The 26,568-nt window shown below is 63.4% G+C and carries 24 protein-coding genes and 1 tRNA gene; 10 read left to right on the forward strand and 15 right to left on the reverse strand.

The window, feature by feature from the left end; genetic code table 11:
- Positions 1–344 precede the first annotated feature (344 nt).
- On the forward strand, positions 345–2,006 hold the full coding sequence (locus KVP10_RS18775) for a Na/Pi cotransporter family protein (RefSeq protein ID WP_217966280.1): 1,662 nt from the start codon (positions 345–347) through the stop codon (positions 2,004–2,006).
- Between the two features lie 94 nt (positions 2,007–2,100).
- On the opposite strand, the gene KVP10_RS18780 is transcribed toward KVP10_RS18775, so the two are convergent.
- Positions 2,101–3,153: a helix-turn-helix domain-containing protein gene (locus KVP10_RS18780; RefSeq protein ID WP_217966281.1), complete on the reverse strand. Its 1,053-nt coding sequence runs from the start codon at positions 3,151–3,153 to the stop codon at positions 2,101–2,103.
- A 126-nt stretch (positions 3,154–3,279) separates the two neighbouring features.
- On the opposite strand from KVP10_RS18780, the gene glcF reads away from it, so the two are divergent.
- From glcF to KVP10_RS18795, 3 genes are read left to right on the forward strand one after another with little or no spacing between them, the layout of a single operon-like run.
- A complete protein-coding gene (gene glcF, locus KVP10_RS18785) occupies positions 3,280–4,653 on the forward strand; it encodes a glycolate oxidase subunit GlcF (RefSeq protein WP_217966282.1) in 1,374 nt (457 codons plus the stop codon).
- Positions 4,654–4,665: 12 nt separating this feature from the next.
- Positions 4,666–6,228 (forward strand): FAD-binding oxidoreductase, encoded by a 1,563-nt coding sequence (locus KVP10_RS18790; protein ID WP_246600839.1) that lies wholly within the window; start codon positions 4,666–4,668, stop codon positions 6,226–6,228.
- A gap of 46 nt (positions 6,229–6,274) precedes the next feature.
- Positions 6,275–7,261: a Bug family tripartite tricarboxylate transporter substrate binding protein gene (locus KVP10_RS18795; protein WP_217966283.1), complete on the forward strand. Its 987-nt coding sequence runs from the start codon at positions 6,275–6,277 to the stop codon at positions 7,259–7,261.
- Between the two features lie 24 nt (positions 7,262–7,285).
- Here the strand turns inward: KVP10_RS18795 and KVP10_RS18800 are convergent, their stop codons facing one another.
- Complete coding sequence (locus tag KVP10_RS18800) at positions 7,286–8,149, reverse strand: aldo/keto reductase (RefSeq protein ID WP_217966284.1); 864 nt, start codon at positions 8,147–8,149, stop codon at positions 7,286–7,288.
- 103 nt (positions 8,150–8,252) lie between these two features.
- On the opposite strand from KVP10_RS18800, the gene KVP10_RS18805 reads away from it, so the two are divergent.
- The 3 genes from KVP10_RS18805 (at position 8,253) to KVP10_RS18815 (ending at position 9,078) form a co-directional block, all read left to right on the forward strand.
- On the forward strand, positions 8,253–8,489 hold the full coding sequence (locus tag KVP10_RS18805; protein ID WP_217966285.1) for a ribbon-helix-helix domain-containing protein: 237 nt from the start codon (positions 8,253–8,255) through the stop codon (positions 8,487–8,489).
- Positions 8,486–8,848 (forward strand): type II toxin-antitoxin system RelE/ParE family toxin, encoded by a 363-nt coding sequence (locus tag KVP10_RS18810; protein ID WP_217966286.1) that lies wholly within the window; start codon positions 8,486–8,488, stop codon positions 8,846–8,848. Before KVP10_RS18805 ends, KVP10_RS18810 begins: the two co-directional genes overlap by 4 nt.
- 154 nt (positions 8,849–9,002) lie before the next feature.
- Positions 9,003–9,078: transfer RNA gene (locus KVP10_RS18815), tRNA-Ala, on the forward strand.
- A 54-nt stretch (positions 9,079–9,132) separates the two neighbouring features.
- Here KVP10_RS18815 and KVP10_RS18820 read toward each other — a convergent pair.
- Positions 9,133–10,092 carry a glycine/sarcosine/betaine reductase selenoprotein B family protein gene (locus KVP10_RS18820; RefSeq protein ID WP_217966287.1) on the reverse strand — a complete coding sequence of 320 codons (960 nt, stop codon included), beginning with the start codon at positions 10,090–10,092 and terminating at the stop codon, positions 9,133–9,135.
- 183 nt (positions 10,093–10,275) lie between these two features.
- Here KVP10_RS18820 and KVP10_RS18825 point away from each other — a divergent pair, with 183 nt between their 5' ends.
- A complete protein-coding gene (locus tag KVP10_RS18825) occupies positions 10,276–10,860 on the forward strand; it encodes a hypothetical protein (RefSeq protein ID WP_217966288.1) in 585 nt (194 codons plus the stop codon).
- A 144-nt stretch (positions 10,861–11,004) separates the two neighbouring features.
- On the forward strand, positions 11,005–11,232 hold the full coding sequence (locus KVP10_RS18830) for a hypothetical protein (protein WP_217966289.1): 228 nt from the start codon (positions 11,005–11,007) through the stop codon (positions 11,230–11,232).
- A gap of 230 nt (positions 11,233–11,462) precedes the next feature.
- Here KVP10_RS18830 and KVP10_RS18835 read toward each other — a convergent pair whose 3' ends face one another.
- From KVP10_RS18835 to KVP10_RS18855, 5 genes are all read right to left on the reverse strand, one after another.
- The gene (locus tag KVP10_RS18835; protein WP_217966290.1) at positions 11,463–12,839 is read right to left on the reverse strand and encodes an MFS transporter; all 1,377 of its coding nucleotides are present in this window, start codon (positions 12,837–12,839) and stop codon (positions 11,463–11,465) included.
- 87 nt (positions 12,840–12,926) lie between these two features.
- Positions 12,927–13,706, reverse strand: coding sequence for an acetoacetate decarboxylase family protein (locus KVP10_RS18840; RefSeq protein ID WP_217966291.1), 780 nt, complete (start codon positions 13,704–13,706; stop codon positions 12,927–12,929).
- A 61-nt stretch (positions 13,707–13,767) separates the two neighbouring features.
- Positions 13,768–14,745: a C-terminal binding protein gene (locus tag KVP10_RS18845; protein WP_217966292.1), complete on the reverse strand. Its 978-nt coding sequence runs from the start codon at positions 14,743–14,745 to the stop codon at positions 13,768–13,770.
- On the reverse strand, positions 14,742–15,494 hold the full coding sequence (locus tag KVP10_RS18850) for an SDR family NAD(P)-dependent oxidoreductase (RefSeq protein ID WP_217966293.1): 753 nt from the start codon (positions 15,492–15,494) through the stop codon (positions 14,742–14,744). Before KVP10_RS18850 ends, KVP10_RS18845 begins: the two co-directional genes overlap by 4 nt.
- A 47-nt stretch (positions 15,495–15,541) precedes the next feature.
- Positions 15,542–16,297 carry a FadR/GntR family transcriptional regulator gene (locus tag KVP10_RS18855; RefSeq protein WP_217966294.1) on the reverse strand — a complete coding sequence of 252 codons (756 nt, stop codon included), beginning with the start codon at positions 16,295–16,297 and terminating at the stop codon, positions 15,542–15,544.
- Positions 16,298–16,476: 179 nt separating this feature from the next.
- On the opposite strand from KVP10_RS18855, the gene KVP10_RS18860 reads away from it, so the two are divergent.
- The gene (locus KVP10_RS18860) at positions 16,477–17,601 is read left to right on the forward strand and encodes a mandelate racemase/muconate lactonizing enzyme family protein (protein WP_217966295.1); all 1,125 of its coding nucleotides are present in this window, start codon (positions 16,477–16,479) and stop codon (positions 17,599–17,601) included.
- A gap of 68 nt (positions 17,602–17,669) precedes the next feature.
- Here KVP10_RS18860 and KVP10_RS18865 read toward each other — a convergent pair whose 3' ends face one another.
- The 7 genes from KVP10_RS18865 to KVP10_RS18895 all read right to left on the reverse strand — a co-directional run bounded on the left by KVP10_RS18865 (position 17,670) and on the right by KVP10_RS18895 (position 26,527).
- Positions 17,670–19,061, reverse strand: coding sequence for a SpoVR family protein (locus KVP10_RS18865; RefSeq protein WP_217966296.1), 1,392 nt, complete (start codon positions 19,059–19,061; stop codon positions 17,670–17,672).
- Position 19,062: 1 nt separating this feature from the next.
- Positions 19,063–20,262, reverse strand: a complete 1,200-nt coding sequence (locus KVP10_RS18870; protein WP_217966297.1) for a DUF444 family protein — start codon at positions 20,260–20,262, stop codon at positions 19,063–19,065.
- 23 nt (positions 20,263–20,285) lie between these two features.
- The gene (locus KVP10_RS18875) at positions 20,286–22,238 is read right to left on the reverse strand and encodes a serine protein kinase (RefSeq protein WP_217966298.1); all 1,953 of its coding nucleotides are present in this window, start codon (positions 22,236–22,238) and stop codon (positions 20,286–20,288) included.
- Positions 22,239–22,457: 219 nt separating this feature from the next.
- A complete protein-coding gene (locus KVP10_RS18880; protein WP_217966299.1) occupies positions 22,458–23,270 on the reverse strand; it encodes a fumarylacetoacetate hydrolase family protein in 813 nt (270 codons plus the stop codon).
- A 70-nt stretch (positions 23,271–23,340) separates the two neighbouring features.
- On the reverse strand, positions 23,341–24,354 hold the full coding sequence (locus KVP10_RS18885) for a Bug family tripartite tricarboxylate transporter substrate binding protein (RefSeq protein ID WP_217966300.1): 1,014 nt from the start codon (positions 24,352–24,354) through the stop codon (positions 23,341–23,343).
- Between the two features lie 56 nt (positions 24,355–24,410).
- Positions 24,411–25,607: an alpha-hydroxy acid oxidase gene (locus tag KVP10_RS18890; protein ID WP_343218771.1), complete on the reverse strand. Its 1,197-nt coding sequence runs from the start codon at positions 25,605–25,607 to the stop codon at positions 24,411–24,413.
- A complete protein-coding gene (locus KVP10_RS18895; protein ID WP_217966301.1) occupies positions 25,604–26,527 on the reverse strand; it encodes a TauD/TfdA dioxygenase family protein in 924 nt (307 codons plus the stop codon). The genes KVP10_RS18890 and KVP10_RS18895 overlap by 4 nt, the downstream gene beginning before the upstream one ends.
- Between the last annotated feature and the right edge of the window lie 41 nt (positions 26,528–26,568).

Raw genomic sequence — 26,568 nt, forward strand, 5'->3', positions numbered from 1 at the left:
AGGGTTGCCCGGCGCGGCTCTCATCATGGAGCGGGGATCCGTCCCCATGCAGACTCCGGATAGATTTAAGCAAGCCCAATTTACGTCAACACTGTCCTGTTTGCAAAAATCGGGCTGACCATAGATTTCTACTTGGCCTCGACAGGCAACGGAGCTAGCCGTTGTCATGTAAAGGTTTTCGGCGCAAACTAATGAGTTCCACTCATGGAAACGCCTGTCGGATATGCAGGTGGTTTACCCATGAATGGCCCAGCCAGCCCGAGGCCCGGCACGCGCCGCCTCGCAGGGCTCTTATTCTGATAATTTCCCCGGCCGGGATTGCCGGGATTCGATAAACACCGTCTATGACTGAAGTACTCGCACTGCTGGATTTCGGGGGCTACATCGCCCTGCTGCTGTGGGGCGTGCACATGGTGCAAAGCGGGGTGCAGCGCGCCTTCGGAGCCGCCCTGGACACCGCCCTGGGCCACGCGCTGGGCACTCGGCTGCGGGCATTCGCCGCGGGGCTGGGCATTACCGCGGCCCTGCAAAGCAGCACCGCCACCGGCCTGATGATCACGGGCTTCGCCGCCGGCGGCCTGGTGGCGCTGACACCCGCGCTGGCAGCCATGCTCGGCGCCAACGTGGGCACCACGCTGATCGTCCAACTGCTGTCCTTCAACCTGACCGCCCTGGCCCCGGTGCTGATACTGATAGGGGTATGGCTGTTCAGGCGCCACCAGCCCGGCCGCCGGCGCGACCTGGGCCGCGTCTTCATAGGCCTGGGGCTGCTGCTCATTTCCCTGCACGAACTGGTCACCCTGTTCGCTCCCATCCAGCATTCCGAACTACTGCAAATCATATTGGGCGCCCTGGCTTCGCAGCCGGTCATCGCCCTGCTGCTGGCGGCCGCCCTGGCCTGGGCGGCCCATTCCAGCGTGGCCGTCGTGGTGCTCATCATGTCCCTGGCTGCCCACGGCGTGGTCACGCCAGCGGTAGCCTACGCCCTGGTGCTGGGCGCCAACCTGGGCACCTCGGTCAACCCGCTGATCGAAGGCGTGACAGACAGCGACCCCGCCGCGCGCCGCGTGCCGCTGGGCAACCTGGGCCTGCGCATCGTCGCCTGCTTCCTGGCCCTGATCGTACTGCCCTGGATACCCGCCATGATGGACTTCATTTCCGAAGATCCGGCGCGCGCCGTGGCCAATTTCCACACCCTGTTCAACGTGGTCGCGGCGCTGCTGTTCCTGCCCCTGCTCAAGCCCTACTCGCGGCTGCTGGTCAAGTGGCTGCCCAAGCGCATAGACCCCAACGACCCCAGCAAGCCCTTGTACCTGGACGAGTCGGCGCACGAAGTGCCCGCCGTGGCACTGGGCAACGCCGCGCGCGAGGCCCTGCGCCTGTCGGACATGCTGCAGACGCTGATCAACATCACGCGCGCCGGCTTTCGCCGCGACAACCGGCAGCGCGTGGCCCAGGCCCGGGAAATCAACCATGCCATCAGCCATCTCGACAACCTGATCACCACCTACCTGGCTACCCTGGACCACGAAAGCATGAGCGTGGACGACCAGCGCCGCCTCGACGAGATTCTTACCTTCTCGTCGAACATCACCCACGCGGCCAGCATCACCACCACCGGCCTGCTGGGCCACACCAGCACCCTGCGCAAAAAGGGCTGGACGCTCAAGCCCGAGCAGCGCGAGGAACTGACCGAGGTGCTGGACAGGCTGCTGCGCAACCAGCGCCAGACCGCGGCGCTGTTCGTCGCCGAAGACCTGAAGAGTGCCCGCCAGTTGGCCGTCGAGAAAGACCACTTCCGCAACATCGAGACCGCCGCCGCCGAGCGCCACCTGGACCGTATCAAATCCGGCCAACTCGATTCGGCCGAACTCGGTTCGCTGTACCTGGAAATCCTGCGCGACGCCAAGACCGTCAATTCCTTCCTGGTGGGTGCGGCCGCCTATCCGGTGCTGGCCAAGCACAACGAGCTGCTGCCCAACCGCTTGCGGGAGGCGCAGGCCTGACCGGCGCAACGCAGCGTTGCCGCCCCGCGGCGCTGAACGGGCCGCGGCCTCGCCCGGCCCCGCTACATAGGCGGAACTACGCCTGGGCCAGCGATCAGCCTTCGTCTTCGCGGCCCTCGGCCAGCAGCGACGACGGGGAAAATCCGAAGCTGGCGCGAAAACGCCGGGTGAAATGCGACAAGTCGTTGAAGCCGGCCGAAAATGCGGCGGCAGATACCGTGGCATGGCTGCGCGCGGCAAGGCTACGCCTGGCCAATTGCAGCCTTTCCCCGATGACGTACTGCTCGAAACTGGAATCGGCGTAGCGCTTGAACAGCCGGTGCAATGTACGCACGGATACGCCGGCCGCCGCTGCGGCCCCGCCCGCATCAAGTTCGGCGTCGGCAATGTGTTGCGCGACGTAGCGCAGCACGGCTTCGTAGCGCGCCCGGGCAGCGCCGGCGTCGGTATCGGTGCCGGCGCCGGGCTGCCGGCCCAGACAGGCCGCCACATAATCGGCCACGCTTTCGAGCAGCAAATGCGCCTGAGGATCCGTGAGCGGCTGCGCGCGCTCGGTCAGCATTCTCAGCACTTGCGCGATCAGCGGCGACAGCACGAAGTCCGACGGGATGCGCACCGGCCCCGCCCAGTTCGCCAGGCTGCGCGTGCGCGAGGCCAATAGCGACTTGGGCAGCATCACGATGCGCCGCTCGACCTCTTGGGGAAAGAACAGGCTGAACGGCAGGCCGCTGTCGACGATGCCCACGTCGCCGGGGTTCAATACCACGTCGCTGCACTTTTGCGTCAGGCGGCTCTGGCCGCGGTGCTGCAGGCTGATCATGAGATAGCCGCCGTCGGTGCGGTCGACCTGCCGCGGCGTGCGGGTGACCTCGTGGCCAGACGAGCGGAAATTGACGAAACGCGCGCCCACCTGGTTCAGGCTGCCGATGCTACCCCGAAACAGGCTCTCGCCGACGGCGCAGTCCTGCAGCGTCATATCGACGTCCAGCACCGCCTGGCAAATGACGTCGTTCCAATAGTCGACCCTCTGCTGCCTGGAGCCCTGGGCCTTCCACCGACGCCAGTCTTCGGCGAGCCGGTGCGGCTGCAATTCCTTTGCCATGAGTCCGGACCTCTTGTGCTCGTTGCCCGTGGCGCTGTCGGTCATGTCGTGTGGCACACAGAGCCGAGACGCCGTCGGGCAGCATCAATATAGTGGCTGAAACCGCGCCAGCCACGACGCGGGAGCTTTCACGGCAAAGGCCGCCCACAGCCCAGCGCCACGCAAAAAATCATGCAAACGATTATACCGACAGAGAGACTGGATCAAGGCCGCAAAGTCGCGGACACCTGCGTACATTTCGGCTTCTGCACCTCGGTCTGTCCGACCTATGTCCTGGACCACGAAGAGAACGACTCGCCGCGCGGCAGGATCGCACTGATCAAGGACATGTTGGCCCGAGGCGGCAAGCCCACGGCAGCCACGGTCATGCATGTCGACCGGTGCCTGTCCTGCCTGTCGTGCGTGACCACCTGTGCGGCCAGCGTAGACTACCGCACCCTGGTCGACACGGCGCGCGAATACATAGAGCAGTCCGGCGTCCGCCCTTTCCACGAACGCGTCAAGCGCAAGGCGCTGTCATACGTCATGACCCATCCGCGCCTGCTGGGCGTCGCGATACGGGCGTCACGCGTCACCGGCGGTGTGGGTGCGCGCCTGCCCGGTATCCTCGGCACTCTGGCACGCCTGTCCGGCGCGCGGGCGATCGGCGCATTCGCCGTGCGCGGACAGGACCTGGCCGCTCCCGCCGGTTCCCGCAAGACCGGGAAAGTGGCGCTGCTGGACGGCTGTGTGCAGTCCGTAATGGGGGGCGAGATCAATGCCGCCGCTCGCCGGCTGCTGGGCCGCATGGGCATAGAGGTGGTCGACAACGGCCTGGCGGGCCGTTGCTGCGGCGCGCTGGACCTGCACCTGGGCCATCGCGATACGGCGCAGCGCCATGCCGCAAAACTGGTGGATGCCTGGCATGCCCTGCTGGAGAAAGGCGAGATCGAAGCCGTGCTGGTCACCACGTCGGGCTGCGGCTCCGTCATCCGGCACTATCGCGAACTGTTCCAGGACGACCCCCTGCGCCGCGAACGCGCCGCGCGGGTCGAGGCAGCCTGCGTGGACATCACTCAGTTCCTGAACACACGCGTACAGGAACTGCAGTTCGCACGGCTATCCGCGCGTGTCGCTTACCACGATTCATGCTCGCTCAAGCACGGCCAGAAGATCACGCGCGAGCCCAGAGAGGTGCTCGAGCACGCCGGATTCGTGGTGGCCGACATCGCAGAAAACCACCTGTGCTGCGGCTCGGCCGGCACCTACAACATCCTGCAGCCCGAAATCGCCGAACGGCTCGGGCAGCGCAAGGCCGGCAATATCGAGGCCACGCGGCCCGACGTCATTGCGGCGGGGAACATGGGATGCCTGGTGCAGATCTCCATGTACACCGACATACCGGTTGCACACACCGTGCAGCTACTGGACTGGGCCGCCGGCGGCCCGCCGCCGCGCGGCATGGAAACTTTCACGCCCCCGGCGCACACCCCCGCCTGCACCGAAAGCCCGCCTCCCCGCGACGCAGCAAGCGCCGCGCCCGAAACTTCCGATCTGCTTTGGTAAGGAGTCACGATTTTGCAAACTTCCACCACATTTCCCTCTGCCCCTCCGGCCGCACCGGAATCCGGCTTCGACGCTTTCATCAAGGACATGCGCGGCGAGCTGGGACCCGACGCCGTCTCGATCGCAGGGGAAACCCTGGACCGCTACGGCGAACACACGCTGCCCAGCCCCGACAACCGCCCTGCCGCCGTGCTCTACCCGGCTTCGACCACCGAAGTGCAGCGCATCGTCCAGGCGGCGAACCGGCACAAGGTTCAGCTGTTTCCCATCAGCACCGGGCAGAACATCGGCCTGGGCAGCAAATCCCCCATGTGCCCGGGCCAGGTCGTGGTCGATCTAGGCCGCCACATGAACCGGGTGATCGAAGTCAACGAGGTCCTGGGCTATTGCGAAGTGGAGCCGGGCGTCAGTTTCCAATCTTTGTATGACGAACTGAACAAACGCGGCAGCCGCCTCATGATGTCCCCCACCGCCGGCCCGCCCCAAGGCAGCCTGCTGGGCAATGCCCTGGACAAGGGCGGCGGCGGTGGCGCGGCGGCAGATCATTTCGGCAGCGTCTGCGGCATGGAAGTAGTGCTCGGCAACGGCGACATCATCCGCACCGGCGACGGCAGCCTGCAAGCGGCCGAACACCTGAACTGGCATGTGTCCAAGTATAGCTTCGGGCCGGCACTCGACGGGCTGTTCACCCAATCCAACTACGGCATCGTGACGCGGGCCGGCATCTGGCTAATGCTGCGCCCTCCCCATATCGAACCATTCTTCTTCAGCGCAGCCGACGACGACGACCTGGACGAGGTAATCGAACTCGTGCGCCCGCTGAAGCAGACCAACTTCGTACCGACCCAGATCCGCGTGACCAATGATCTGTATCTGATCGCCGCGGCCGAAAGCAACCCCGAATACACCACCTCGGGCGGGCGCACACAGATCAGCGACGAAGCCCGGCGAGCCTTGCAGCACAAGCACGGCCTGGGGTCATGGAACATCTCCGGCGCCCTCTTCGGCGCCAGCAAGCAGGCCGTCGCCCCGCAGATCGACAGGCTGCGCGCCCACTTCGCGAAGTCCTCGAAGATCCGCTACATCCCGCCCGAAGAGGCGCAGGCCGTAGCGCCGCTTGACATTGCCCGCAAAAACTATCTGGGCATCCCCAGCGACGGCGAGTTGCGCATGCTCAACTGGCGTCCCGGCGGAGGCACGGCCTGGTTCCTTCCCGGCATGCCCATGAACGGGCTGATCGCCCACCAGATGCAGAAGCATGCGCGCGAAATCTGCCGTCAACATGGCCTGGAATATATGGTTTCCAATGTTTGCGGGCCGCGCTTCGCCCGCGGCGTGCATACACTGGTGTTCAATCGCAACGACCCGGACGAGGCGGCGCGCGCCGACCAATGCTATCGGGCGCTGGCCGCCAGTTATGCCGAAAGAGGCGTCTTCGTCGGCCGGGCGCCCACCATGTACCAGCAGTTCCATCAAGAGCAGCGCATGTCCGGCATCGTCCAAGCATGCGACGCAATCAAGCGTGCCCTGGACCCCAACGGCGTCATCGCGCCCGGCAAGTACGGCATACGCTAGACACCGGCGGCGCCACACCATCACATTCATCAGGAGGCAAACATATATGAAGCCCATCAAGAAGGCCGCAGCCGCGGCCCTGGCCCTATGCACAATTGCGGCCGCAAGCCTGTTCCCCGCAGCCACTGCGGCCGCGGCAGGCTATCCGGACAGGCCGGTGAAAATCGTCGTGGGCTTTCCTCCCGGCGGAGGTAACGACGTACTGGCCCGCCTGCTCGCCGAACGCCTGCAGGCGCAAATGGGCCAGCCCTTCGTTGTGGAAAACCGCCCCGGAGCCAACGGCTTCATCGCCTTCGACACGGTCAAGCGGGCCAAGCCCGACGGCTACACACTGCTGATTGGCCCCAGCAGCGGCATGACGGTCAACCCCGCCGTGTACAAGAAGCTGCCCTACGACCCGGTTGCTGATTTTTCCCCCGTCAGCATGATAGGCGGCTTCCCGCTCTTGATTGTCGTCAATCCGGCCACGCCCTATCGCAGCCTGGTGGATCTGGTCGGCGCCGCCAAGGCAAAGCCGGGAACCATAGACTACGGATCCGCCGCAACATCATTCCAGTTGGCAACGGAAATGTTCGCACAGCAGGCGCACCTGCGATTCAACCACATCCCCTATAAGGGCAGCGCCCAGGCGGTTCAGGCTGTGCTCGCCAACCAAGTGCCCATGACCTTCGGCGACAGCGCCGCTGTCATCCCGCAAATCCGCGCCGGCAAGTTGCGACCCCTGGCGGTCACCACCGGCAAGCGGATCGCCTCGCTGCCCCAGGTGCCCACCGTCGCCGAAGCGGGCGGGCCCGACTACCAGATGCTGCTGTGGTCTGGGCTCTTCGCACCCTCCGGCACCCCTGCCTCCATCGTGGCGGCGCTGCAGGCGGGAGTGCAACAAGCGCTACGCGACCCGAAAATGCAAGCCAGCCTCGACAAACTGGGCATCGAACCGATAGGCAGCAGCGCGGCAGAACTGGAGGCCACGATCAGAAGCCAGATCGCCCAATACACCGAGGTGGCGAAACAGGCGAACATCAGCATCCAGTAACTTGCCTGCGGAAAGGCCGTCGGTTTAAGCGGCCTGAGCACTTATCGCGGCAAAATCTTCGTCGGACAGCTCCACCGTGGCGGCCGCCACGTTCTGTTCCAGATGGGCGATCCGACTCGTGCCGGGAATGGGCAGTATCACGGGCGAACGCTTCAGCAGCCACGCCAGGGCAAGCTGCCCGTGCGTGATGCCCAGCCGCCGGGCAATTTGCGCGACCGCTGAATTGGGGCCGGGCAGCGCGCCCGCGGCGAGCGGATGCCAGGGAATGAAGCCTATGGCATGCTGTCCGCAGTAATCGAGTACGGCCTCGCTCTGCCGGTCGCTCAGGTTATAGCGGTTCTGCACGGTGGCGACCGGGAAATATTTTCGCGCCGCCTCAATCTGGGCCACACTCACTTCGCTCAGGCCCACGTGGCGTATCAGGCCTTCCTTGCGCATTTCGGAAATGACCTCGAACTGCTCGGCCTCGGGCACCTGGGGATCGATACGATGCAGCTGCCACAGGTCGATGCGCTCCAGCCCCAGCCGGCGCAGGCTCATCAGCGCGCACTGGCGCAGGTATTCGGGCCGGCCCAGCGGTTTCCAAATGTTAGGGCCATGGCGCGTCTGCCCGGCCTTGGTGGCGATCACCATGTCGGGGTACGGATGCAAGGCCTCGCGGATCAAATCTTCGCTGACATATGGACCGTAGCTGTCGGCCGTGTCGATGAAATTGACGCCCAGCTCCCGCGTCCGCGTCAGCGTGGCCCGTGCCTGCTTCAGATCGGTCGGCTCGCCCCATATGCCCTCGCCCGTGATGCGCATGGCCCCGTAGCCCAGGCGATTGACGGGCAGATCAGCGCCGATGAAAAATTGCCCCGACGCGGCCGCCGGTAGTTGCGTAGTCATGCCGATATTTCTCCTGGATGTTATTGAACGCCCGGAGCGTCTCCGTTCAGGAGACGCCGCTGAACGGCTTGCCAAATTTTGGCAAGATAGCTAGGATGGCATCATGAGCACTATGAATATTTCCCTGCCCGGCGCACTCAAGGCCTTTGTCGACGAGCAAGTCAGCCAGCGCGGCTATGGCACCAGCAGCGAATACATGCGAGAACTGATCCGGAAAGATCAAGACCGCCAGCATCTGCGCGGTCTGCTTCTGGCAGGAGCCGCTACAGCCCAAACGCCACCCGCCGATGAGGAATATTTTGCCGCGCTGCGGGCCCGCGTGCGCAATGCGCGGGAATGAGGCCCAAGCCCGTCATTCCCAGAGCCCTCGCCAGGCGGGATGTCGAGGATGCTCTGGATTACCTTCTCAATGTAGCATCTGAACGGGTAGCGCTGGGCTTTGTCGATTCGCTCGAACAGGCGTATGTGCGTATCTCCCGCCATCCGAACGCAGGTTCTCCCCGCTATGCCCACGAACTCGGCCTGGCGGACCTGCGCCATTGGCGCCTGAAACGCTATCCGTACCTCGTGTTCTATATCGAGCAGCCCGATCACATCGATGTCTGGCGTGTGCTGCACGGTATGCGGGACATTCCCGAATGGCTGGGGGGTGTGCCCGCGCCTGGCGAGCCGCCCAAAGACGAAGATGTCGATAAATAACCGCCGCAGATCGTGGACGGTTAAGAAAACCCCGGGCCGCCGGGTTCCACCGGTTGGCCGCTTCGCCCTTTCCACCCGGCTGCCGGCCCAGGCTAATCGTCGGCCTGGACTCGACCCACGAGCCCCGCAAATCTGCTAGAATGCTCGTCTTTCTGGGGACGTAGCTCAGCTGGGAGAGCGTCGCGTTCGCAATGCGAAGGTCGGGAGTTCGATCCTCCTCGTCTCCACCAGAATTCACGCCTGACTGCTCTCAGTCAGGCGTTTTGTTTTTATAGGCCGCATCCCTATCCGGGAGCGGGCTTGCCTGCCAGGCTTTTCTCACGCAGGCCACGCGCCAGTTTTCTCGCGGACTCGGCTTCATCGCGCAAGGCTTGCAATTCGTCGGGGCCGACTCTTTCCACATTGCAATAATCCAGCTTCCAGTCCGGATCGTCGCACCAGCGTTGCGGGTTCTGCACCGTCGTGCGCGGCCCGGGCGCGCTTTGCAGCACTTGCAGTGCAAGTGCCAGCGTCTGTCGCTGGGACTCGGCGTCGTGTGGCCTGCCGGCTGCATTGCCCAGGGGAAAATCGCTGAACAGGAAACGGGGCACGCCGCAGTACTCGACGACATCCTTGGCGCAGCCCATGATCACTGTGGCAATGCCATGGGCTTCCAGATGCCTGGCCACGAGGCTGACGGTCTGGTGGCAGACGGGGCAGTTGGGCACCAGGATGGCTGCGTCGACGCGATCCTCCCGGCAGCGCCGCAGAATCTCCGGGCAATCCACGGACTGTGTGTGCCGCTGGCTGCGATTCGTGGGCACGCCATGAAACCGGGCGGCGAGCCGCCCCAGCCGCCCTTCCTGCACCGCGGTGCGCAACGCCGCCAAGGGAAACCACGCCCGGGCATCTTCCATGCTGGTGTGCTTGCGATCGATCGCGACATGGGAAATGCGCAGGTCGGCATCGCGCTCGCCAGGCATTGAATACACCTCATAGAACTTTGCCGCCGCGTTGTACGGCGCCCCCGGCCCCTGCGGGCCCTTGCCTTCCTGGTACGGCGCGGCCGTCGTGATGAGTGTCACGGTAGCCTCGGACAATGGCTTGCCCAGCGCATGAAAGGGAACATCCGCATAGTGAGCCCAGGTGTAGGGGTTGTCATAACCCAGGGCCAGGTACCACTCGCGGGTTCGTCGCATGTACGCGATGGGCTGGTCGTGCACGGGGGCGAACCCGAGATCCTGCTGGCCACTGTTTGAGTTCACGGCTGTTTCCTACGATTGGACGGTTCAGAAATACTGGCGTGATCACGAGCGGATCGCAGCCACTCGGCAACGGGGTTCCCGGTCATGCAATAGCTGCGCCGCACAATGAACGCAGGCGGCGACCCCGACAGTATCATATGTGCAAATGCCTGGCTGCCGCGGCACAGCAGCTCCGGAGGTTCTATGGGTGCATCATTCACGGCATCATCCGCAGCGCAACCTCAGCTCATCCGCTGGCACTACCTCTGGTATGTCGCGGCAGCGCTTGCCGTGCTGGTCCTGGCAATTCTGTACGGAAACGTCTGGTTCCTCAACTGGGTGCACGTCATGAGCGGTGTGCTGTGGACAGGCATCGATCTGTTCATGGGGTTCGTCATCGGGCCGATCATCCGCAGCGTAGCCATCCCGGTGCGCAAAGAATTCATAATCCGGCTCACGCCGGTCACGCTATTCCTGCTGCCGACCTTGTCGGTCCTGACCGGCACCGCGGGCTGGTTCCTGGCGGTTCGGATGGGGTTCATCCAGTTGCCCTGGCCCCAGTTCGGCTGGATCGCGGCAGCCCTGGTCCTCATCACGCTCATGACCATCCAGGGACTGGGCTACCTCCTGCCCACCAGCGTGCGGGTCTGTCTCGAATTGCAAAAACCGAACCCCGACGGCCCGAAGATCGGCCGTATGATGAGCCGCTTCTACTATGTGGTGGCCAGCCAGGGGCTCATGCAGGTTGCCATCATCATCGTCATGGCAAGGCTCGCCACGGGCGTGTGACACAGGGAACTAGGCGTGCGCCGGGCGCCGCCGCGGACATGGAAGGCGGCGATGCCAAAATCGGCGAGGTATAAAGATGTTACCTGCGTACTTGGGTGAGTGTAGTAAATTTTCAGTCACTCAAACACTTAGGAAAACTCAAACATGCGCCAGGTTTTGATTATCATCGGCCTTGTCCTGCTCGTAGCGGGCATTTGGGTGGTAGCGGGCAACGGCAGCTACCATGACACCGAAACCGTCGTCAAGATTGGCTCGGCCGCCCTGAAAGCCACGCACGAGAAAGCCATCCCCCAATGGCTGGGCATTTCCGGCATCGTGGTGGGCGCCATTCTGGTCCTGGGCGGTTTCGCGGGCTGGTTCAAGCGTAAATAAAGGGGCGGCTTTGCCCAAGCCGGCGCGCGGAGCATGCGGGCCCGCGTGGCCGGATCCCAGAAGTGGCGCGAGGCAAGGCGATGGTCTTGGGCGCCGACACGGCGGACATGCCGCGCTGGCGCCTGAGCCAGCCGAAAAGCGGTGCCCACGCGGCCTCGGCCGGCAACCCATCACGCATAGCACAGCCCCCGGCACGACCAGCCCCGGGCACGCCGGGGCTGTGCAGCTCGCTAGGCTTCCTGCGGCTTCTCGTGGCGTATCGCCCACACGGCAATGATGGACACGAGGCACATGATGACCAGGTATGCCACGACATAGTTGGATTTACCGCCATTGAGCTGAGTCAGCCACGTGGCGATGAAGGGTGTCAGCCCGGCAATAGTCGCGCCATTGATTTCCCGCACGAACGCAATCCCGGTGTAGCGGTATCGAGTGGGAAACAAATTGGTCAGGAAAGCACCTTGCGAGCCCGCGACCGAACCGAATCCGATGCCGTAGCCGATCACCATCGCCACGCCCGCAAGCATGATGCTGCGAGAGTCCATGAGCCAGAACATGGGCGCCGCATACAACAAAATAAAAAGCGTCCCCAGCAGGTATACCTTGGCATGGCCATACCGGTCGGATATGGCGCCCATGATCGGAGTGCAAACGATGCCTGCAATGGCCGCGAGAATAAGCACGTTCAAGGCGTCCGCCCGCGGAAAACCCAGGCGGTTCACCATATAGGCCAGTGCGAAGGTGTTGAGCGTATAGGTTCCCGCATTGGCGCCGCACATGGCCAGGTATCCGCACAGCAGGGCCTTGGGCTGCTTGCGCAATACTTCGCCCAGAGGCAGCTTCGAAGCACGCTCGCGCTCTGCTGCGCGCGCGACCGCCACCCGGTATTCCGGGGTCTCTTCGAGGTGCATGCGTATATACAGGGCGACCACCACGAGCGCCGCCGATATCCAGAACGGCACGCGCCAGCCCCAGCTCATGAATGTATCTTGCGGCAATTGGGACACGAGTCGGAATGTCGTGGACGCAAGCAGCAAGCCGACCACAGTGGCCGAAAGCACGAACGCCGTGTAGTAGCCCTTCTTTTTCTCCGGCACGTATTCGGCCACGAGTATCAAGGCGCCCGCGTATTCGGCCCCTGCCCCCAAGCCCTGCAACAGGCGCAGGATGGCCAGCAGTATCGGAGCCAGGATGCCGATCTGCTGGAAGGTCGGCAGACTGCCGGTGATCACGGTAGCCAGGCCCATCAAGGCGATGGTGAAGACGAGCGCCGGCTTGCGCCCCTTCTTGTCGCCGAAGTGGGAAATGATGAGGCCTCCCAGCGGTCGCGCGAGAAAGCCCACGGCCAGGGTCAGAAACGAAGCCAGGGTGCCGGCAACGGGCGACAGTTCGGGGAAAAACAGCTTGTTGAACACCAGGCCCGATGCCACCGCGAACAAGACGAAGTCATACCACTCGATGACGGTGCCTATGATCGAGGCCCACAGGACTTGGCGAAGCTTCTTGGCGGAAACCTCGGGTATCGCGCCGCCGACAGGAACGGAACGGCCCTGCCCGCCGGCGCTTGCCATATTCGTCGCATATGGCGCTTCGTTGCTTGATGGCATGTTTGTCTCCCTTTATGAATTTCATGCGAAGAAACCCAGGCGCACTCCTTATGCACACGGGGGTATGTGATAGATGATGCGCAGGCCTCAGGCGCCAAGGTAGTCGTGCAGGATCACGCCCGGTACCAGCGTGAAATCCGCGCGCCAGTAAAAGGCGTTCAGCATTTCGACCACCGGCAGCCGATAGACGGGGGCCTGGATGTTCGGCCTCAGCTCCACCGTGCACGGCCCCTCCCAGCACTCATGCACGGTGACGTTCGTCAGCCGCCTGGATGTGATCTGGCGTATGGCCGGGGTGCCGTCGATATGATCGACAGCCTTCAGGTTGAAGTTGTTGCTGAAGTCGACGAGGCTGGACAGATGAGCGAGATCGCCGCGGTTCTGCTTGTAGGCCAGCGTGCCCGTAATAATATCTATGCCATTACGGCTGACCGTACCCACCCATGCATCGCCCCGGGCCGCAAGCGAAGGCACGCCCAGTTTCTTGGGCTGGCCATGCACCTCGCGCCCATGCGCCACCCCGGCATCGGAACTCAAGTACAGGTGGGATGAATATGCTCCTGCAGCATTCGCCGAGGGCAGCCGTGCCCCGAACATCACATTGGCCTCGCCATACGGCCCCAGCCAATCGGTATCGTTCATCTTGTAGATATGGATGAGCACCACATCGCCCGCAAGCTCCAACGGGGGCGGCAGCAGGCAGGCCATTTTCCGGGGGTCGGACCGATAAGTCAGCGTGAGAATCTCGGCATTGCGAAATTCAAACGGAAACGGCGGAATCGTGGGCGCGTCCAGCGGCGTCGAAAACCCGCTGGCGCAGATTTCCTCCTCGGTGATGCGGCGCTTGGCTTCGGTGTACTGCGGCATGGCTTTCTTCCCCTCGATGATGAGACGAACATTCGTGTGCGTGGCCATCCACGGTCGCGGTTCAGGCCCTCGGACTCGGCACGGGGCAACGCGGCCCCTCGCCCCTCAGTACGCGCGCAATGTCCTGCGCCGCAAGCTCTTGCAGCCTGACGATGGCGGCGTCGGAATACCACGCCGCGTGCGGAGTGAGAATGACATTGGGCGCATGGCGCAGAGGAGAGTCCGCCGGCAGGGGCTCGGTTTCGAAGACATCGAGCGCGGCGCCCCCCAGGCCGCCCGAACTCAGCGCGTCGGCCAGTGCGGTTTCATCCACCAGCTTGCCGCGCGCGGCATTGACAATGACGGCGTGCTTGCTCATGGTGGACAGAGTGCGCGCGTTGACGATATGGTCCGTTTGCGGCGTGGCCGGAGCATGCAGGGTCAGGACATCGGATTGCGCGAAAAGGGCTTCGACACTTACCTGCTTGGCTCCGAGCTCTTGCGCCCTGGCCGGATCCAGGTACGGATCGGACACCAGGAAACGGAACCCGAATGCCTTCAAGCGCTCGAGCACGCCACTGCCGATACGCCCCAGGCCTAGAAAACCTATGGCAACCTCGGAAAACGGCTTTATGGGCTGAGCCGTGCCTACGGCGGCCCAGGCCCCCGCGCGCACCGACGCATCGAGTTGAGGCAGCTTGCGCAAGGCGGCCAGAATGAGCGCCGCGACATGGTCGGCGACCTCGGCGGCGCAGTAATCGGGAATGTATCCCACCTGGATCCCGCAGCGCGCGGCAGCGGCGAGGTCTATATTGTCGTAGCCGATTCCGTACCGGATAACCGCTGCACCGGGCGCCATGCGCGCCAGCGCCGATTCGCCCATGGGAGCGAATTGCACGACTGCGACCCGTGCCCCCTCTACCGCCTCGGCGACCTCTTCCGCAGTCTTGCACTGGAAGAAAGCGAAGTCTGCGCCCAGCTCTTGCGCAGCGGCCCGCTCGCGCTCGACATCGGGAAAGTTATAGTCCGTAACGACGACGCGTGCTGCGGAGATACTCATTGCCATTGCCTCACCAGCGGTTCAAAGATTTTGTCGCGCATGTCGATCTCGAGCGTCGTGATCGCGGCGGCGTCATTCCCGCACAACCAGGCCACCACTTCCGCAACCTGCGCAGGCGAGCTCAGTTTTTCTCGGGGAATACGGCTGAGTTCGTTGATGCCCGACTCGCGTATATCGCCCTGTATCGCTGTATCGGTCGGCGCAACACCCAGGGAAAATACCTTCAGGCCCCGATCGCCATATTCGAGATCCACTGCACGGGCCAGCATGACGAGCGCAGCCTTGCTCGCACAATAGGCGCTCCACCCCTCCAGGGGCCGATACGCAGCTCCGGAACTGATGTTGATGAGTGTGCCCCGGCGCTCGATCAGCAACGGTAGAAACGCGTGCGTACAACGCATGGCCCCCGTAGCGTTGACGGCCAGCACCCTGCCCCACGCGCCGGGGTCGATATCGGCCACCTTGCCGATAGGCTGGATGATGCCGGCATTGTTGACCAGTACATCGACGGCGCCCCCGAGCTCGCGGCAGCGGCGTACTGCCGCGGCAATGCTCTCGGTGCTGGTGACATCAGCGGGAATAATGTCCAAGCGCGAGGCATGATCCGCCTGGATGCCGTCCAGGCCCGTAACCGGTGCATCGGGCTGCACAAGGGCCAGGACGCGCGCGCCCGATTGCAATAGACGCAACACGACCGCCGAGCCGATGCCCCGGCCGGCGCCTGTTACCGCCACTGTTTTGTTGTCCAAGTTCGCGACGTTCAAAGCCATCCCCTTCGCTTGCGTTTTACCGGGATCTAGCTGGCATTCGTGAGGCGGCCCGACGCTTCGGCCTCCTGGCGCTGCCGTATGGATTCCTGTGTGGATTCGAGCACGTTGCGCATGTGCTGCCGCATGGCCTCTTCGGCGGCGGCCTGGTCGTTTGCCGCCAGGGCCGCGACGATGGCCGCGTGGTCGAGCAGGCTCTGCGCGATGACTTGCGGCGACTCGGACGCAACCGTGCGAAATTCCAGCCCCAATGTATTGAGGCTGGTTGCGGCCCGGGCCAGAAACGGATTGGCCGCCATCGCATGGATACGTTCATGAAATGCGATGTCCAGTTTTCGATAGGCCTGCGGGTCGGTGACTGCCCCTTTCTGCAGCACAATCAGTTCTTGCAAGGCACGTACGTCATCCGGCGTGGCAGCGTGCGCCGCGCGCCCGGCAATGCCTCCCTCGATGAGTTGCCGGGCGTCGTAAAGCGTATCGACGGCGGTATCTTCAAGCGACAGGAAGAATTGCAGGGGGCCGAGCAAGGTCTCCGCACGCAGATTCGATACGTAGATGCCGCCGCCCTGCCGGGTGGTGAGCACGCCGAGCACGACCAGCGCCCGCACGGCTTCACGGATGGTCGGCCGGCTCACGCCGAACGATTGCGCCAGCTCCCGTTCGGGGGGAAGGTGGTCGCCCGGCTTGAGATTGCCGGCTTTCACCATGCCCAGCAATTGCGTCACGACTTGTTCCGAGACGGGCTCGCGGTCAAGGCTGGTGATTGTGAGTGAAGGGCGCGTCATGAATGCCGATTCCTACTTGTCTTGGAGGGTTTGCACAAGCCGACACCTTGCGAACCGCCTGGCCCCAGCGGCCTGCTACAGGCATGGCTATCAAAATTGGCCTGACAACCTAATAACCTTACTATTTGATGGCCAGATGATATACACTGTGCCATCGCTTCGTCAAGACTGTGAAAACCATGAAATTGGCTCACATCCAGAGTTACGTCCTGCGCTACCCCGACCCCAACGATCTCGATCAGCCGCGCATGACGGTTCTGGTGCGAGTCGAAACCACTAATGGAATCGTCGGCTGGGGGGAAGGCATCGCCATGTGGCCCGAAGCCTGCCGCGCAACCGCAACCCTTGTCGACGAGGGCCTTGCGCCCATGCTCATCGCCCGCGGCGAACTCACATGCGAGACAGCCTGGGAGGCCATGCGTTCGCATACCTGGTGGTATGGCGAGGGTGGAATCGCCTGCTTCGCCTATAGCGCCATCGACATCGCCTTGTGGGACATCCAGGGCAAGATCGAAAACAAGCCCTTGTGCGAACTGTTCGGCCGCGTGCACTCCAGGCTGCCCGCCAACGCGAGCTGCCATGTGAACAAGGGAAGTCTCTCGGCGTGTATCGATGAAGTGCTGGGATTCTTCGCCATGGGATACCGCAGCGTGAAGCTGGGCCTGGCAAAGAAATCCCTGTCCGGAGTAGGCCACGACCCCGACAGCAGCATCGCGCTCGTGGCCGGCATACGCCGTGCCGCCGGGCCGGATGTCGAAATCCTGGTCGATGCGGGCAACGGCACCCGCTGGAGCCGCCAGGCAGCCATCGATACGGTCCGTGCCATGGCGGAATACGATATAGGCTGGATCGAAGAACCCTTTTACCCGAACCGCATTGACGACTACCGTACGCTCAAGTCGGCCGTCGAAGTACCGATCGCCGCCGGCGAACGGGAATGGACGGTTGCCGCCTACGCAAACCTGATCGACACGGGCACGGTAGACATCGTGGGAGTCGATCCGGCGCGTGCGGAAGGTATTACAGGCTTTCGCAAAATCGATGCTCTGGTCGGCCGGGCGAAATTGACCATCAATGCCCACGCCTGGAGCACAGCCATCACCAGCGCCGCCAGCCTGCACCTGGCTGTGGCGTCGCACAATGCGCGATTGTTCGAACTCAAGCCCTTTCCTGTTTCGGTACAGCAAGAACTGGTACACGACCCCATAGCACAATGCGGCGGCGAGGTGGCGCCTCCCGCCGGAGCGGGGCTGGGCATCGAAGTCGATGAGGGCGTGGTCGGAAAACTGCTGTATCGAGGATAGTCGCGTACAGACTCGAGCAATTTTCCCGGCCGCCTGCACGATGGGCACACCCCCCGTCGCTCGCGCCTTCAATGCGCGGTCAGCGTCTTCTTGTTGCCCTCGCCGTCTATTGTTTCCAGCGCCACCGGACGGCGCCACACCAGGGCGATGTAGTCCAGCACCTTCTTTGCGCGCTCGAGGTCCAGGCCACGGCCGTCGGCGGCGTAGTCGTGGCGCAGCATCAGGCTGCCGTCATTGCTGAGCTCTACGGCCTGCACATGGGGCGCGGCAAAATTGAATTTGGGCGCGATCAATCGTTCGCGCAGGGTTTCGATGTCCACGTCCTCGATGTCGACCCGCATTCCGGTCGAGCCTTCACGATGCGAGCGGTAGCCGAGCAACTGCAGCTTTTCCGCCAGGGCCTCGTCCAGGTGATTGCGGATGAAGCTGAAGTCGTCTTCTTCGGCGCGTATGCGCAAGGCGCTGTCCAGGCCTTCGGTTTCGATGATGTATTCCCACATGGCGAAGCCGACATGGTAGGGGTTGATAGCCAGTGCCATGTCCTTGCCTGCGGCATAGGGGCGTATGACGTCGGAATGCGATTTGATGGCGTCCAGATAGATGTCGTCGGGCAGGAAATCGGCTTCGCGCAACAGGCGCGCATGCCAGTAGCTGGCCCAGCCTTCGTTCATGATCTGGCAGGCGAACACCGGGTAGAAGTAAAACGACTCCTCGCGCACGGCCAGGAAGATGTCGCGTTCCCAGCCTTCCATGTCGGGCGCATAACGCGCCATGAACCACAGCAGATCCGATTCGGGGTGCGGCGGCACGGGGGCCCGCTGGCCGCGGCGCGCCGCAGGCGCCGCTTCGCCGGGCAGCTCGGCATAGCGGGAAAGAAAGCCCGAGGGCCTGGGACCCGCCTTGGGCAAGATGTGGGTCGGATAGTCGCGCCGGTGTATGGCTTGGTCCACATCGATGTGCTGCTCCAGCGCCAGCGCCGCATCCAGTACCATTTCGACGCGCCGCTGGCCGTGCTCTTCTATCGCAGCCTGGATGTTGTGGGCTCTTTCCGCCGCCTCGGTCACGATGTGATAGCCCACCTGCTGCTGCATGCGCGCGAACAAGGCGTTGTTCTTGGAAAAATCGGCATGCCCGAGGACATGCGCCGTCACCAGCGTGTTTTGCGCCAACCCGTTGTCGGTGACGAGATAGGCGCGGTTGGGGTTGCCGGGAAACACCACCTCGAATATGTGTGAGCCGCCCATCCGGTGCTGCACCTGCTGATGGATGTAGCGTACCCCGAAAGACCAATGCGGCATGCGTATGGGCAGGCCGTACACGGCCACTTCCATCATGAAGGTATTGGGCACCAGTTCGAAATCGACCGGGTCGAAATCCAGCCCGTCGTGCCTGGCCAGCGCCTCGATCCTGGGCATGTAGTCCGAGAGGCGCTCCAGGCCATGCGCGTAGGCGGCTTGCATATCAGGCCTCCCTGCCCGTTTGCGCGTCGGCCTGGCGCTGGAAGAAGCGGCGTACCGCATTCCATACGTCGCTGCGTTCATGCACGGTATAGGTGCCGACGGGATAATTGCGCGATTCCAGCGAGCGGAACAGCCTGCCGATTTCGGAAAGCCCGGATTCATGCGGGTTTTGCGGGGTTTCCAAAAAGCCTATGAAGTTGGCGATGTCGCCCAGTTCGCACAGCAGGCTGTCGGCCAGGCTGCGGTCATCGGCAAAGTTCTCGCCGTCGGAGGCGTAAAACAGGTAATGGTTGTAGCGCCGCGCCGGGTAGCGCTGGGAAAAAATATCGAGCGCCAGCCTGAAGGCGCTGGAGGCCGTGGTGCCGCCGGTGGCGCTGACCTGGAAGAACTGCTCTTCGGTGAATTCCCAGGCGTCGCTGGTATGCGCGATAAAGACGATTTCCAGCGCATTGCCATATTGCCGGCGCAGGCCCTGTATCGCCCAGAAGAAGAAGGACTTGGCAAGCTTGCGCCGTTCCGCATCCATAGAGCCGGACACGTCCAGCACCAGCGCCACGATCGCATCGCTTGCGGGCCGCTGGCGCCGCGCCAGTTGCCGAAAGCGCAGGTCTTCGTCCGAGAACGGCGCCGCATCCTCGGGCAGTTGGGCATGCCGCCGCTTGATCGCCTCTTTCAGGGTCAGGCGGCGATCCAGGCGCGAATTGGGGCCGTGGCGGCTCCAGCCTTCGCGCACCAGGTCTTCGTCCCTGAGCGCATCGCTGCTGCGCGGCTTCAGGTCGGGCAGGTGCAGTTCCTCCCAGATCCAGTCGACGATGTCCTCGATCCTGAGCTCCAGCAGGAAACGCAGCTCGCCGCCGCCGCTGCCTCCCGCGCCGGCCTGGCCGGCTTCGCCCCCTTCTCCCTGGCCCTGGTGGTACGAATCGCCCGGCCGGCCGCCCCCCTGCCCTACGCCCGCCTGCTCATCGGGCGTGTTCAGGCGAAAACGATAGTGCTCCAGGAAATGCACCGGAATCTGCACGGTGTGGCTGGACGGACGGCTCAGGATGTCGGCGCCCGCGATCATCTCCGGCAGTTGCTCGCGCACCGCGTCCCGGACTTTTTCATTGTGCCTAAGCCAGTCCCGGGCGCCGCGCGAAAACAGCCTGTACCAGCGATGCGCGTGCGCCAGGTTGGACAATTGCTGGAATACCGGCCCCGTCATGATGATGGCCTCGCATATCCGGATTATTCCTGCGCCAGCAGCGTGGTCACGTAGTTCAGCGCTTCATGCGCGCTGTGCGCATCGTAGCCATAGTCGTCGACCAGGCGCGCCTCGACCGCGGAGATTTTTTCCATGGTCTCGGCGTCGGCGCGCGTGCTGGAAGTGACCAGGCGCAACACGTCGCGCCGCTCCTGGAACAGGTACTGCTTGATCGCCTCGCACAAACGGGCGTGTTCGGAAAGCGTGAACTTGGCGCCGCGCTTGTAGGTGCTCAGGGCCTTGCGCACGATCTCCTGGCGAAACGAGGTCTTGCCCGAATCGGAAATGCCTATCTTGGTTTCCACGCTGCGCAGGAAACGCTCGTCGGCATCGCGCTCTTCGCCGGTAATGGGATCGTCCACCTTGCGGTTCTCGAGCACCGCCTCGACTTCGTCCAGGTATTTTTCCAGCAGCTCTTGCGCTTCGTCCTGGAAGGACACGAACAGCGCCTTGTGCACGTCTTCCTTGACCCAGCGGTTATAGAACTCCTTGCGCGTGGTGACCAGGAAATCGATCCACTGTTTCTTCACCTTGGCGTCCATGCGCGCATCGGAGTCGATCGAGTCCTTGAGCGCCAGCATGACTTCCATGGCGGTCAGGCTCTTGCTTTCGGACTGGCTGATGGCGCTGGCCAGGGCATTGACGACAAAGCGCGGAGAAACGCCGTCCATGCCTTCGTCGGGCTGCTCGCGCACGATGCGCTCGGCTTCTGCGTCCGACACTCCTTCGACTTCTTCGTGCGCGTGGATGCGCAGCTTCTTGCTCAGGTCGAGATCCGGGCGCTCGGACGGCCGCAGGCGCGTCAGTATGGCAAACACCGCCGCCACCGCCAGCGCGTGCGGGTCCAGATGCACCTGCCGGAACGAAGGCGTAGCCGACGTCAGCTTGTGATAAATGCGCGCCTCGTCGGTATAGCACAAGGTGTATGGCACCTGCACGATGACCATGCGGTCGAGCAAGGCTTCATTTTCCTTTTCCTGCAGGAACCGGCGGAACTCGGCCATATTGGTGTGCGCGACTATGGTCTCGTCGATATAAATGAGCGGAAAGCGCGAAACCTTTACGACTTGTTCCTGGGTCAGGGTCAGCAGCAAGTACAGGAACTCGCGCTTGACCTTGAGGATTTCGATCATTTCCAGAAGCCCGCGGTTGCCTGCATAGACCGCGCCCGACCACGACCAGGCGCGCGGGTCGCCTTCGTCCCCGTATTCGGCCACCTTGGACAGATCGACCGACCCTACCAGGTCGGCGATATCGGCCGTGGTGGGATCGTGCGGCGCATAGGTGCCCACTGCGTGGCGGCCGGCCTCGTCGATGAAAACGCGATGCACCGGCACGCGGGCAAAATCGCCGCCGTATTTTTCATCGACCAGCGCGCGCGTGTATGGCGATAAGTCCCCGCTGATTTCGACCCCATAGGAATCCCTGAACTCCGCACGCTTGCCGTGCGGTATCAAAAGCAGCGGCGATTCCTGGATGGGGCTTTCCTGGATGGCATACAGCGCCCCCTCGTCGATGCGGCTATAGGCCTCCAGGCCGCGCTTGAGCAGTGTCACCAGGCTGGATTTGCCGCCGGACGGCGGGCCCAGCAGGAGCAGCAGGCGGCGTCCTACCTCGGACCCTTCGCTGGCCGCCTTGAAATAATTGGCAACGCGCTCCAGCGCCTGGTCGATTCCGAACAGATCGTCTTCGAATAATTTGTAGCGATTTGCGGTGTCGGCTTGCTTGGGGGCCTCGAGGCCGCGCCAGCAAATCATGTCCCAGATATATTGGTGGCTGGACCTGGCTGCGCGCGCAGGGTTATCGGCAACAATATCGCGCAGGTAGTCGTTGAAGCTGCCCGCCCAATGCTGGGCCTGCTGCTTGCGCGAATAGTCCGCCAGCGACTCGACAAACTCAGAACGATGTCGTTCTGTATCTTCGTTGCGATCGGTCATGGCTCTTCTCCAAGCGCGGAGTTGAGCCGCCTGCTGACCCTGGCCGTATGTGTATGAACCCGTGTCAGTGGGGGCTCAAGCTCGAAACGTCGATGTCTATGAAGTTGGACACCTGTTTACGCTCGAAGTTCAGAGAACGAGCCACTTCTTTGCTACACGCCGATACCCGGCCCGCTCATGCGGCCGGGCGGGCGCCGCGCTGCAGTGCAGCGTGCAGCATCAGGAATTTCCGGCAAGGGGGTTTCCCGCGGCACGGACGAACGTATTGCGCAGCGTCCCCAGGCCCGAAATATCGACATCTACTGTATCGCCGTGCGCGAGCTTCGGCGAATGGCCATCGGTGCCCATCCAGACGATGTCGCCGGGATACAGGGTCAGGTAGCGCGTCATGCGGCTGATGAATGTGGCAATGCCGAACAGCATGTCGCCAGTATTGAAATGGCTTTTCACCTGCCCATTGACCAGCACGCGGGTCTCGGCCCGAGCCGGATCGAACCCGGTTTCGATCCAGGGCCCCATGGGCTTGAACGTGTCGCAATTCTTGGCGCGCCAGAAAGTGCGGTCGGAACGCTGCCAGGCCCGTTCGCTGACATCATTGCCGATGGTGTAGCCAAAAATGCATTGCAGCGCCTCGGCCTCGGACACATTGCGCGCCTTCTTGCCGATTACGACCACCAGTTCGCCCTCGTACTCGATGTGCGTGGCATCTTCGGGGATGACGACGTTTTCTTCGTGGGCGATCAGGGCGTTGACGGCCCGGTATCCGATGTCGGCTTGCGGCGGGACATCGATCTTTCTTCCCGTAAGGGTTTCTTGCTCGCGTATGTGCGTGACGTAGTTCAGGCCCGCGGCATAAAAGGTGGGCGGAACCACCGGCACCTCGATCTTGACCTCGGAGAGCTTGTAGCTCGCGCTTGCAAGCTCGTGCCCGGCCCAGGGGATGCCGCGGATTTCATGGACCCGGTCGTCGTCATCGAGCCTGCCGTATGCCCGCCGGCCCGAGCCGGGAAGAGAAAAATTTATCCAGCGCATGGTTCCATCCTTTGTGGCAGGGGCCGCCCGCGATACGGCCCTGCCCCGATCTTACATCGCCCACAGGCGTTCATTCGGCGCGTATGTCGGCCTTTTTGATCAAATCGGCCCAGCGCTGCCTGTCCTGGCCCAGCCATTCCCTGTAGTCCTTCGAATCACGATACTTGATCTCGGCGCCCAGGGTCTTGAGCCTTTCCTGGACCTCGGGCTTGTCCAGGACGGTCTTGACCGAGTTTGCGAGCTTGGCGGTGATCGCCTCGGGTATATGGGCCGGACCGACGAACCCTATGGGCTGGGCGTAGTCCTCAAAGCCGGGGAACCCCAATTCGGACATCGTCGGCACCTTGGGATAATCGGGCAGGCGCTTGGCGGTGGTGGCGGCAAGAATGCGCAGCTTCCCGCTGGACACGAAATCCTTCAGGCCGACCATCGGATAGAACATGAAATCCACGCGGCCGGCCATGACGTCGGTCAGCGCAGGGCCATTGCCCTGGAAGGGGATGTGATTCATCTTCGTGCCGGAACGCTCTTCGAGCAAGGCCGCGGCCAAGTGCGCGGACCCGCCCACGCCCGCCGAACCGAAACTCACCTGCCCGGGCTGCTTCTTGGCTTTGTCCAGAAGTTGCTTCAGCGACTCGTAGGGCGAATGCCCGCCTACCACCAGCAATTGCGGCAGCACCGCGACCTGGGCGATTTGCGTGAAGTCCTTGATCGGGTCGTAGTGGATAAGGTGGGGCTTGATCAGCGGATTGACGTTGTGAGAAATGGTGTTCATCAATATCGTGTAGCCATCGGGCGCCGCACGCTGCACGTACTCGGTGGCGATATAGCCATTGGCCCCGGGCTTGTTCTCGACGACTATCGAACCGCCCAGATTGGTGGCCATTTCCTTGGCCAGCAGCCGAGCCAGCACATCGGTCGGGCCCCCGGCGCTGTAGCCCACGATCAGCCGGATGGGCCGGTCGGGATAATGGCCGGAAGCCGCCCAGGCCGAGCCCGGCATGGCCGCCGCGCCCGCGAGGCCTACGGCACATGCCGCGGCCAGGCGGATGGCAGCCTTGCGTTTGGATAGATTGATTTTCATGGTTTGTCTCCTTGAGGTGGTGGTAAAGATCGCCCTGTAGATCGGAATCTCCAGGGTCAATAAACAAGATCCGGCATGCGCCGTGCCGGACGCAGCAGTTCGGAGGAAAACCGGTCCGCGCGGGTTACGCCGCACAACTTCTGGGTACGCTGCAATTCGTCCTGCAGGATCTCCAAGGCCCGGCGGGCTCCGGATTCGCCCGCCGCAACCGCGCCGAACAGCGTCGCACGCCCCAGCAGCACCCCCTGGGCGCCGAGCGCCAGGGCCTTGGCCATGTCGCCGCCGCGGCGCACGCCGCCATCCACCAGCACCGGCAGGCGGCCCGCTACCGCCTGCAGCACCTCGGGCAAGGCGTCCAGCGTGGCGACCGCGCCGTCGAGCTGGCGCCCGCCGTGGTTGGATACGACGATTGCATCGACGCCCAGCGCCGCGAGCCGGGCCGCATCGTCGCCGCGGCAGACGCCCTTGACGATCAGCTTGCGGGGCCAGCGCTCGCGCACCTGCGCCAGGCGCTCGAAGTCGAAGCCGGGGTCGTAGCTTCTGCCCACGGACGACGCTATGGCGACCGCGCTCTTGGCCGCGAGCTCGAAGCCGCGCAGGTTCTCCATGACGGGCAGGCCGCGCGCGAGCATGTCCAGCGCCCAGCGCGGCCGGCTCGCGAAATCCAGCATATTGCGCGCGGAAAAGCGAAAAGGAATCGAGAAATGATTGCGTAAATCCCGTTCCCGCTTGCCGCCCACGGGCAGGTCCACCGTGATGACCAGCGCCTCGTAGTCGGCGGCCAGCGCCCGGCCGAGCAGCTTCCAGAAAAATTCGCGATTGTTGAGCACGTAGGCCTGGAACCAGTGGCGCCCGGGCGCCGCGCGGGCGATGGTCTCGATGGCGGTGGTCGCGCTGCTCGACAAGGTATACGGAATACCATAGTCGGCGGCGGCCTTGGCCAGCGCCAGATCGGCATCGCGCCGGCCGAAGCCGGCCGCCCCGGTCGGCGCGATGGCCGCGGGCATCCCAGCAGGCGCGCCCAGCAAATTGCACTCGGTGGAGACCTTGGCCACATCGACCAGGACATGCGGCGCGAACCGCAACGCCGCATAGGCGCCGCGGTTGTCCCGCAAGGTGCTTTCGTCTTCGGCGCCGCCGGCATAGAAGTCGTATACGGCCCGCGGCAGCCGGCGGCGCGCAAGCGCGCGCAGGTCGGCGATCGAGCAACAGTCCGCGACGCTGCGCGGCGCCGGGCGGCGCGATATGTTCACGCCGTCGCGGCCTCGGCGGGCTCGCTGTTGCCGCGCGGGCTGCCGTCCGCGTTGAAGAAACGCGTGGCCATCACTTGGCAGCGCTTGATCAGGCGCGGCTCGTCGGGACGATAATCGGGGATCGCATTATGGACGGTACCCATGTTGTCCCACATCAGGACATCGCGAGTCTGCCAGCGATGAGCGTAGCGGTATTGTTCCTGAGTCTGGTGCTTGAACAGGAAATCGAGGGTCTCGTCGCTTTCGGCCTGCTCGAGTTCATTGATGCGCATGGCGTAGCCCGGGTTGCAATACAGCACTTTACGCCCGGTGATCGGGTGCTTCAGGAACAGCGGGTGCGACACGGGAGGCTTTGCCGCGCGCTGGGCCGGCGTCAGCGGCGGACGCTGGCTGCCGCGCTCGCGGCGCATCATTTCCCAGAACTTGTTGAAGTCGTGCAGCACGGTCATGCCGTCCAAGCGCCGCTTCATGTCCTCGGGCAGGCCTTCGTAGGCCGCATGCATATTGCAGAATTCGGTGTTGCCCAAGGGCCGGCCGTCGCGGAAGGGAATCTTGATGCCATAGAGAATGTTCGTGAAAGCGATCATCTTGCTGTAGGACATGTCGGTGTGCCAATCCTGCCCCGCGTCCGAGAGGCCTATGGGCTTGCCGTTCTCGACGATGTTCGAGAGCACCATCACCTCGGGTAGCCCGGGTTCCTGGTAGGCCCCGGCGACATTGATTTCCAGATCGCCGAAGCGGCGCGCGAATTCACGCAGGTCGAGGGGGCTGAGCTGCTGGTCGGGATAGCTCAGCACCCCGTATTGCCCGAGAGCCTGCAGCAACTGCGCGAATTCGGCATCCGCCAGCGGCCGGGACAGGTCCAGCCCTTCGATGCGCGCGCCCAGCGTACGTCCGGTGGGAACAATCTTCAATGCCATGATGCAATCCTCGTAAGAAATATCGGCGGCCCATCCCTATA

The sequence above is a fragment of the Candidimonas humi genome (genome assembly GCF_019166065.1).
GTDB lineage: Bacteria > Pseudomonadota > Gammaproteobacteria > Burkholderiales > Burkholderiaceae_B > Candidimonas > Candidimonas humi.

Bases quoted from the DNA above. Each gene is read 5' to 3' on its own strand.
- KVP10_RS18835 (WP_217966290.1), bottom strand. From the start codon at position 12,839: ATGCCATCAAGCAACGAAGCGCCATATGCGACGAATATGGCAAGCGCC.
- KVP10_RS18885 (WP_217966300.1), bottom strand. From the start codon at position 24,354: ATGAAAATCAATCTATCCAAACGCAAGGCTGCCATCCGCCTGGCCGCG.
- KVP10_RS18855 (WP_217966294.1), bottom strand. From the start codon at position 16,297: ATGACGCGCCCTTCACTCACAATCACCAGCCTTGACCGCGAGCCCGTC.
- KVP10_RS18830 (WP_217966289.1), top strand. From the start codon at position 11,005: ATGCGCCAGGTTTTGATTATCATCGGCCTTGTCCTGCTCGTAGCGGGC.
- KVP10_RS18865 (WP_217966296.1), bottom strand. From the start codon at position 19,061: ATGCAAGCCGCCTACGCGCATGGCCTGGAGCGCCTCTCGGACTACATG.
- KVP10_RS18870 (WP_217966297.1), bottom strand. From the start codon at position 20,262: ATGACGGGGCCGGTATTCCAGCAATTGTCCAACCTGGCGCACGCGCAT.
- KVP10_RS18800 (WP_217966284.1), bottom strand. From the start codon at position 8,149: ATGACTACGCAACTACCGGCGGCCGCGTCGGGGCAATTTTTCATCGGC.
- KVP10_RS18805 (WP_217966285.1), top strand. From the start codon at position 8,253: ATGAGCACTATGAATATTTCCCTGCCCGGCGCACTCAAGGCCTTTGTC.
- KVP10_RS18895 (WP_217966301.1), bottom strand. From the start codon at position 26,527: ATGGCATTGAAGATTGTTCCCACCGGACGTACGCTGGGCGCGCGCATC.
- glcF (WP_217966282.1), top strand. From the start codon at position 3,280: ATGCAAACGATTATACCGACAGAGAGACTGGATCAAGGCCGCAAAGTC.
- KVP10_RS18810 (WP_217966286.1), top strand. From the start codon at position 8,486: ATGAGGCCCAAGCCCGTCATTCCCAGAGCCCTCGCCAGGCGGGATGTC.
- KVP10_RS18845 (WP_217966292.1), bottom strand. From the start codon at position 14,745: ATGAGTATCTCCGCAGCACGCGTCGTCGTTACGGACTATAACTTTCCC.
- KVP10_RS18880 (WP_217966299.1), bottom strand. From the start codon at position 23,270: ATGCGCTGGATAAATTTTTCTCTTCCCGGCTCGGGCCGGCGGGCATAC.
- KVP10_RS18780 (WP_217966281.1), bottom strand. From the start codon at position 3,153: ATGACCGACAGCGCCACGGGCAACGAGCACAAGAGGTCCGGACTCATG.
- KVP10_RS18860 (WP_217966295.1), top strand. From the start codon at position 16,477: ATGAAATTGGCTCACATCCAGAGTTACGTCCTGCGCTACCCCGACCCC.
- KVP10_RS18825 (WP_217966288.1), top strand. From the start codon at position 10,276: ATGGGTGCATCATTCACGGCATCATCCGCAGCGCAACCTCAGCTCATC.
- KVP10_RS18840 (WP_217966291.1), bottom strand. From the start codon at position 13,706: ATGCCGCAGTACACCGAAGCCAAGCGCCGCATCACCGAGGAGGAAATC.
- KVP10_RS18775 (WP_217966280.1), top strand. From the start codon at position 345: ATGACTGAAGTACTCGCACTGCTGGATTTCGGGGGCTACATCGCCCTG.
- KVP10_RS18795 (WP_217966283.1), top strand. From the start codon at position 6,275: ATGAAGCCCATCAAGAAGGCCGCAGCCGCGGCCCTGGCCCTATGCACA.
- KVP10_RS18875 (WP_217966298.1), bottom strand. From the start codon at position 22,238: ATGACCGATCGCAACGAAGATACAGAACGACATCGTTCTGAGTTTGTC.